A 6,541-nucleotide genomic window follows, 5' to 3' on the forward strand; every position below is an offset into this window, starting at 1 on the left:
ACGGCAGCAGCTCAGTCACTGTGACCGTCCAGGCGTGACGAGTACCAGGTGAGTCACGCCGGCACAGTCACACGGCGCGGCTTACACGTTTACGACAAGCGACCGTTGCAAGGCGCGCCCTGCCCTCAACGAAAGGTTAGAAAGGCGGAAAGGCTCGGGGGTGGAAGAAAAGAGCAAAAGATGGGCGCTGCGCGGTGCAAACACCTGTGCAGCGCCCTGCTACGGCCCGCTGCGCGAGCCTAGCCCCGCTACCCCTTCCCCGGACACAAACCGTCCGGGGCGGGTCCCTAGCGGCCCTCCCGGGGGGCTTGTGTGAAGTGGACGAAGGCGCAAGGGAATGGAATGTCTGCAAGAAAGCGTGAGGATCTATTCTCCTGAAGAAGCGCCCTGCTCCGGCTGGGTCTCGGAAACCTGCTGTTTATAGAATTCCATGGCCGCATTGAACGACGCAATGTAGGCCAGCACCTGCATGCCGTTGGCCTTGAAGCCGCTGGACTTCAAGTGTGCGATGGCTTGGGGAACAGTGATCGATGGCTGATTCATTTAGGATGCCTCCCGTTTGGCTCTGTGAAGACGGCGCAGCTTGCGAAAGAAGCGCAGATAGTGAGGCGTGACAAAAACGGTCCAAAGGTCTGTAAGCGAGCTCCACAAAAGAGCGCAAAAAACCGCAGTGACCAAACCCCATGCGAATGAACCAGCAAACAAATTGGTGATTAGCGTGGTGAGTTGAGATTGATTCATTGACATCCCCTTTCAGTTCAAACGGGCGCGAGTTGCCGCGCCATCATCGTAGGTAGACGGCTTGCGCTTGGCATCCGGGCGCAAGGCGTCAAAGCGGTTTTCTCGTGGTTCTTTGTTTCCCATGGCAAGAGTGATTGGCCCGTTAGCCGGCTGCTGGGCAGGATCGCGCGAGACTTCGCGGAGATCCTCACGCTCGCGGCGTTCTTCGATGTACGGGTCAAATTGTGACTTGGCGACCCTTTCGCGGCACATGTCAGCGGGCATATCGACGGGCGTTCCCTGCTGGGTGTAGCACTGGCAGCGTGAAGCGTTGGAAAGGCAGGCGGCGACGCGCGGAAAGGTCTTGGGCGTGGCGATAGCGTCGTAACGCGGCTCACTTTCCGGCGAGCCCTGTATGCGCGGGACACGCTGGGCGGCGTATTCGGCAGCGGTAAGGGGCGCGGCCTTGGCCTGAGTAGTCTGGCCGCCCTGCCCTGCTGCTGACGCAGAAAATTGACCAGGCACCATGCCTGCAGACGAATTGGCCGGATTGGTCTTGGTCATGCCTCCGATGAAGTGAACTGAGAAATAAAGCGCGGCCGAAGCGGCGATAAACATAGCCAGCATCATCCAGATGCGTTTTGGCAGCTTGAACTTATGAGTGTGCGCCTCAGCAGACTTGTACCAGCTGTAAACCTCTTTCGGATAAATGAATGTCTGACGATCAAGGCATTCATCTTTAGATCGACGGGAATTTGGGTCTGATTGGAAACCATCCCACCGCAAAATCTTAGCTGCTTGAGCACCAAATACACGAATAACATGGATGTGACGGCCTATCAGGTCTTTGATGTGAGGGTCAAACAGCTTGGTGCCTTGCGTAATCAGGAAAATATCCAAGCCCTTATGGCGGTGGGTTTCGAATTCGGATACATGCTTCGGGACCGGCGAGCCATTGGGGCGTTTAACGAATACCTTTTGGAATTCGTCCATCACAATGATCGCAAGAGGAGGCAATTCATACCATTTAGTTGGGTCTTGCAATTCAATCCAGCCCAATACCTCCTTGCCCTTATCGGTAAGCGGGATGTTGTGATAATAGACTTGTCTATTTTCAGTGGTCGCAAGCTGATGCAGAGATTTAAGCGTGTATAGCGTTTTGCCAGAACCGGGCGGGGCTGTAATAAGCGTAATCATCCCTTAAATCCTTTCCACTTGCTGCGAACCAAATTACCCGCCTTGTCCATGCCATCCAGCGTGGCGCGTATGGTTATCGCAGAGAACAAGATTGATATGGCCGTGCCAAAACCTGTCATGGCCAAGATGGAAGCAACCGCACTGGATACGCTGGAGCCATTGGCGGCAATACTGCTCTTGATGCCGCCAAGAAATGCGCTTACGCCAGAGTATGAAATCATCCCGAAACCGATAGCGGTAATGACTCTGGAAACGATGGTTTCCAATAACAAGGCAACAATGCCCCATGCAATAGCGGCAATAACTGGCATTATTTATTTCTCCCAGCAAAAATAATGAAGGTGGAAAGCAAAAATGCAAGGGCTAAAACAACTGGCTTGATATATTCCGCTAATTTGCAAAATGGGGCATACGTGAGATTTAAAGTGCCTGAATAATCGCCCAAATGGTAATTGACCTGAACATCAGGCGGGCAAGAGGCAGCGCCGAAAACAAAATCCTTTGTATCAAGCGCGTTGGAAATATCGCCGCCAGAGTCATTGCTTAAACCGCTGGTATCCTTTGAAAACGGATCAGGACCGCCCTTGCACATAAATGCAAGCAAACCGGTATATTCGCACTTCTCGCCATCTGGACTGCTGGAATCGCCCTTGCCATTGCCAGTGCCGTTCCCTGTGCCATCGCCCTTGCCATCACCAGTACAATTTTTGTCACCGGGCTTGCAGTTAGAGCCGGGTTTGCCACCCGTTGAGCCGCCACCACCGCCAGAGGGCTGGCCGGGCGGATTGGGTTGTGTAGGCTTGTCACCTTTATTACTGACGCAAACGGTAATGCCGGAAACCGTGAGCTTGACGGAGTCAGCGGGGCAATCTTTGGCAGGGTCTTGAGATGGAACACAGCCCATAGGCTTGCCAGTCGTGGGGGAAATCAAAGCGACGGAATCGGACGGGCATTCATCGGGCTTGGGGTTTTGCGGATCGCCCGTGCCAGGCGCGACATTGTCAACGCATGTCGGCGTGCCGTTAATTTCGCCATACGTTTGGTTTTTCTCGCAAACCTTATTCGGCGGAGGCTGATTTTGATAGCCATCTTTCGGAGGCGTACCATCCATCTTGCAATAGCCACCTGAATAAACGTGATCCTGATAAGCTCCCGTAGGCAAAACAACAGTTACATCTTTCATGGCGCAACCCGCACCACATTGCTGCATCTGTGAATTACCACCTGATGAATCACAACCAGGACCATATCGAGGGGAAATCATGCCGGATTGCTGATGCTTGCCAGAGAGAGAAGAACACGTGATAGCCATAACGTCAGATGGCGGGCATTGAATAGGTGGCGTTGGTGGATCAGGAGGATTGGGAGTGTCTGCAACACAGGAAAGAAGATCAGCAGCCAATCGCGTACCGGATGGACAAGCAGAAGATTTATTATTTGATGGCAGAAAAGCAGAACGAGGACACATATCCTTACGGCCATTCGCGCAAAATAAATAGTTATATACGTCATCACGATCCGAATAGAAAGGACCAAGAACAGAGCACGATTGACTTGTATAAACCTGCTGGCATTCATCAATCAATGTTGAAAAAGAAACAGGATCGCCATTGGATGATCGACGCAGCGTAGGTGTTGAATTAGCGAAAGAGAATCCAGAAAGCGCCAATAAAACCAATAATGACCCAATAGCCTTCCATGACATTTTTCACTCCAAGATGAAAAAAGGGGGCGTTATCGCCCCCGTGAAGGCGCTTAGCGTCGCTCGACGCTCGCGCCGCATAGCGCCTCCCGTGGGCGTTAAAACGCCTTTTGCACCAGCTTGAACGACTTGGCCAGCGCGTAAATGGCCAGAATAGCGATGCCAATAGCGGCAATGGCAGCAGCGCCTTGCGCGATCACAGTAGTGACGCTGGTGACATCGATATTGCCGGTCGGAGCAGCATCAGCAAATGCGGGAACAGACAAAGCAACCGCAGCGCCGCCAACCAGATACTTCTTGGAAATGTTCATCAGTTTCATGATTGATCCTTTCAGGAATCACCAGATTGAGAAGTGATAGACCAATTAATGGTCCGGTACATAAACGCAAGCGCCCACAATGAACCGATGGCAACGGATATTGCGAGTCCTTGCTCGATTGACAACGGCGGAAAAACCGACGTTGTCGCATTCGCATATTCAGCAGGCGTCAATGCCAGAAATCCCCGGCAGGACTGCGGCGCAGCGGGCGATACCGCCAGCGCGCCAGAAGCATCAGGAACGAGGCAGAGCGGCATTTAAACCCCCGCAGGCAATGGCCATGTATCGTCGGGCGAGAGATAACCGCCACGGCGTTCTATGGGAGTTGAGGGCTTGAAGCGGGAGCGGTCTGGTATCTGGTAGCGATCCAAAGCGGCTTGCATGTCGTCCAGGCGATCCGGCGCAATGTCGGAGTTGGCAACGGCGGCCACGTAACCGCCCTCCTCGTTTGCCGCCTGGGCGAGCTTGCGATGCGCGCGCTCCAGCTGGACGCGTTCGTCAGCTACGAAGGCATCATGCTGATGCTGCCAGTACCAATCCGGCGCAGAAACCGGGGAGACTTCCAGAACCTTGATAACGTGATTAACCTTGTCGAACTTGGCCAGCGGCTCGAAAAGGTCTATGCCATAGCCGCGAAGCTCTTTAGCATGGCGGTACAAAGTAGCTTGCGACATGTGGCGGCTGACATCTTCGCCGCGAAGGTAGCAGGCAGCAGTCAGGCGAAGCTTGCGCGGCAAGGCGTCAATTTCGAGGCAGGTTACGTCTTCACGAACGCGATTCACTAGCGGGCTGACGTGATCATCGAAGAGCTGAACAAGGGCGGACATGGTGATATCTCCAAGGTAGTAGAGACCTGAATCGCGTAATAGCTGGCGCTTAGCTTTCAATTCGTGACGAACGATTCCGTGCTCTTTGGCGAATTGGTAAACGGGGTCAAGTTTGATCTGTGACTTGGAACGGCCATGGCAATGGCCACGAGCGATCATTTCGAGGTATTTGATGTAGGCGGTGAATTTTTTACGGCCCCCTTCACTGCCCCATACGCATGATTCGGGGCTGCTGCGGGTACGCTTGATGTTGCTCATGGATTGAGTGGATATCCACGCCATGTAGGCTTGGGCATTCTCAGGGGAGCCGGTGGCGTAGTTTTCAGTCATGTGAAGCTCGCAGACCTTGGCGCCGGTCCACATCATGGGACTCAGGCCAATCTTGCGATCATAGGCAGACTGGTTTTCGTTTCGCACTCTTTCGCCAGCGCAGAAAGGGGGCAAACGGAAACGAGCGAGCAATTCATTGCACTTGATGATGGTAGTTTCGAAATCGTAGTTAAAAAGGTTGTCGGGACGATCCAAGCGGCCCACGTTGCCTTCGAGCGAGACTGTGAAGCCGTCACAACGGATTCGCACCATTGAGTCAAACGAGCCCCGAATGTGCAGCGCGCTATGCGTGCCCCACTCCGGGGTTTCGTTGATTTCGCCGGTTTCCATGTCACGGCCCCACTTGCCGACTACACCCGAATCCACAATGGGCAGCACCGGCTCGACTTCGCCGGTTTCAGGGTTGAGCACCCCGCACCACGTTTGCTTGATGCGGATGAAGTCAACAAATTTCACTCGATGGCCTCGATGAAGGTGTAAGAGTTATTGAAGGCGCGGCGGCTGACTTGCTCGCCGGTGTCCTTGTCGGTGTAGCGGTACGGGTTGCCGAAGTAGCCGCCGCACTTTACGAGGATGCGGATGTCTTGCTCTTTGTCGCCTATGCGCTTGGGAGAACGGACTTCCACGAGGCCGGGAGAGGTGAACTGGTTGGGCGCAGGCAGCGCGACGATGGAGTAAACATATTCGCCGCGCTTTTCGGCGGAGCGGATGCGGCCCGAGATGATGGCGCAGTTGCCAGACAGCAGCGACTGCATAAGCGCTTGGCGCTGGGAAGATGGAGCGGCAGTTTCGGCCATGATCAGAACCTCAAAGTAAGCTGTTTGCTGGACATGAATTTGAAAAAGCGCAGGGTGCGAGGACGGCCGGGGCGACGGGTGTGAACCGAGAAGCGGAAAGCAAGGCAACGCCAGAGGCTGGAGCGAAGCGGCTGAGGAATCACTGTTGACGGAGAAACCGCACGGTACATGGCCACCTCCCCTGCTAAAATTGATTAACGAAAAACCGATAACTCGGGTTAACGGTTGTGTCATGCTAGATCAATAACCCGAGTTAACGCAACGGAGAAAAAATTGAAACTCAGCGTGGATTACCTGATGGAAGCTCTAGAAAAGCTGGGAGACATGAGCCAGAACAAGAAGGCTGAAAAGCTGGGCGTGACGGGTCCGGGATTAAGCCAGTACCTATCCGGCAAGAAGATCATGGACGACTACGCTTGCATCATGGTGGCCGACGTGCTGGGAATTGACGGCATGAAAATCATCGCGGCGGCGCAGCTGGAACGCGAGAAAAATCAAGCCCGTAAGGACGTTTGGGAGAACTTGCTAAAAAAAATGGGCGCTCTGGGACTGGCGGGGGTGATGGCCGGAGCGATGATGGTAATCAGCCCCCGTAGTGATGCTGCGGTTATGAAAACACAATATGTAGACAGTCAGAATATGACAAGT

8 protein-coding genes are annotated in these 6,541 nt (G+C 53.9%); 1 reads left to right on the forward strand and 7 read right to left on the reverse strand.

All coding sequences use genetic code 11. From position 1 onward, the window contains the following. Positions 1 to 366: 366 nt before the first annotated feature. The 7 genes from C2134_RS21555 to C2134_RS10955 all read right to left on the reverse strand — a co-directional run bounded on the left by C2134_RS21555 (position 367) and on the right by C2134_RS10955 (position 5,851). Positions 367 to 543, reverse strand: coding sequence for a hypothetical protein (locus C2134_RS21555; protein ID WP_158248748.1), 177 nt, complete (start codon positions 541 to 543; stop codon positions 367 to 369). Between the two features lie 210 nt (positions 544 to 753). After that, entirely contained in the window at positions 754 to 1,917 is a 1,164-nt protein-coding gene (locus C2134_RS10930) for a zonular occludens toxin domain-containing protein (protein ID WP_103319970.1), read from the reverse strand. Beyond that, positions 1,914 to 2,228 carry a DUF2523 family protein gene (locus C2134_RS10935; protein WP_103319972.1) on the reverse strand — a complete coding sequence of 105 codons (315 nt, stop codon included), beginning with the start codon at positions 2,226 to 2,228 and terminating at the stop codon, positions 1,914 to 1,916. Before C2134_RS10935 ends, C2134_RS10930 begins: the two co-directional genes overlap by 4 nt. Further along, entirely contained in the window at positions 2,228 to 3,622 is a 1,395-nt protein-coding gene (locus tag C2134_RS21210) for a virulence factor TspB C-terminal domain-related protein (protein ID WP_146042137.1), read from the reverse strand. Before C2134_RS21210 ends, C2134_RS10935 begins: the two co-directional genes overlap by 1 nt. A gap of 95 nt (positions 3,623 to 3,717) precedes the next feature. Then, a complete protein-coding gene (locus C2134_RS10945) occupies positions 3,718 to 3,939 on the reverse strand; it encodes a major capsid protein (protein ID WP_103319976.1) in 222 nt (73 codons plus the stop codon). Positions 3,940 to 4,196: 257 nt separating this feature from the next. Further along, a complete protein-coding gene (locus C2134_RS10950; RefSeq protein ID WP_103319978.1) occupies positions 4,197 to 5,552 on the reverse strand; it encodes a phage/plasmid replication domain-containing protein in 1,356 nt (451 codons plus the stop codon). Next, a complete protein-coding gene (locus C2134_RS10955; RefSeq protein WP_103319980.1) occupies positions 5,549 to 5,851 on the reverse strand; it encodes a hypothetical protein in 303 nt (100 codons plus the stop codon). The genes C2134_RS10950 and C2134_RS10955 overlap by 4 nt, the downstream gene beginning before the upstream one ends. A gap of 315 nt (positions 5,852 to 6,166) precedes the next feature. Between C2134_RS10955 and C2134_RS10960 the strand changes: the two genes are divergently transcribed. Further along, a partial coding sequence (locus tag C2134_RS10960) for a DUF3693 domain-containing protein (RefSeq protein ID WP_103319982.1) occupies positions 6,167 to 6,541 on the forward strand: 375 nt, incomplete at its 3' end.

The sequence above is a fragment of the Chromobacterium sinusclupearum genome (assembly GCF_002902845.1).
GTDB classification, from domain to species: Bacteria; Pseudomonadota; Gammaproteobacteria; order Burkholderiales; family Chromobacteriaceae; genus Chromobacterium; species Chromobacterium sinusclupearum.

Excerpts from the sequence above, each read along its gene's own strand:
- C2134_RS10930 (WP_103319970.1), bottom strand. The coding sequence starts at position 1,917 with ATGATTACGCTTATTACAGCCCCGCCCGGTTCTGGCAAAACGCTATAC.
- C2134_RS10935 (WP_103319972.1), bottom strand. The coding sequence starts at position 2,228 with ATGCCAGTTATTGCCGCTATTGCATGGGGCATTGTTGCCTTGTTATTG.
- C2134_RS10955 (WP_103319980.1), bottom strand. The coding sequence starts at position 5,851 with ATGCAGTCGCTGCTGTCTGGCAACTGCGCCATCATCTCGGGCCGCATC.
- C2134_RS21210 (WP_146042137.1), bottom strand. The coding sequence starts at position 3,622 with ATGTCATGGAAGGCTATTGGGTCATTATTGGTTTTATTGGCGCTTTCT.
- C2134_RS21555 (WP_158248748.1), bottom strand. The coding sequence starts at position 543 with ATGAATCAGCCATCGATCACTGTTCCCCAAGCCATCGCACACTTGAAG.
- C2134_RS10945 (WP_103319976.1), bottom strand. The coding sequence starts at position 3,939 with ATGAAACTGATGAACATTTCCAAGAAGTATCTGGTTGGCGGCGCTGCG.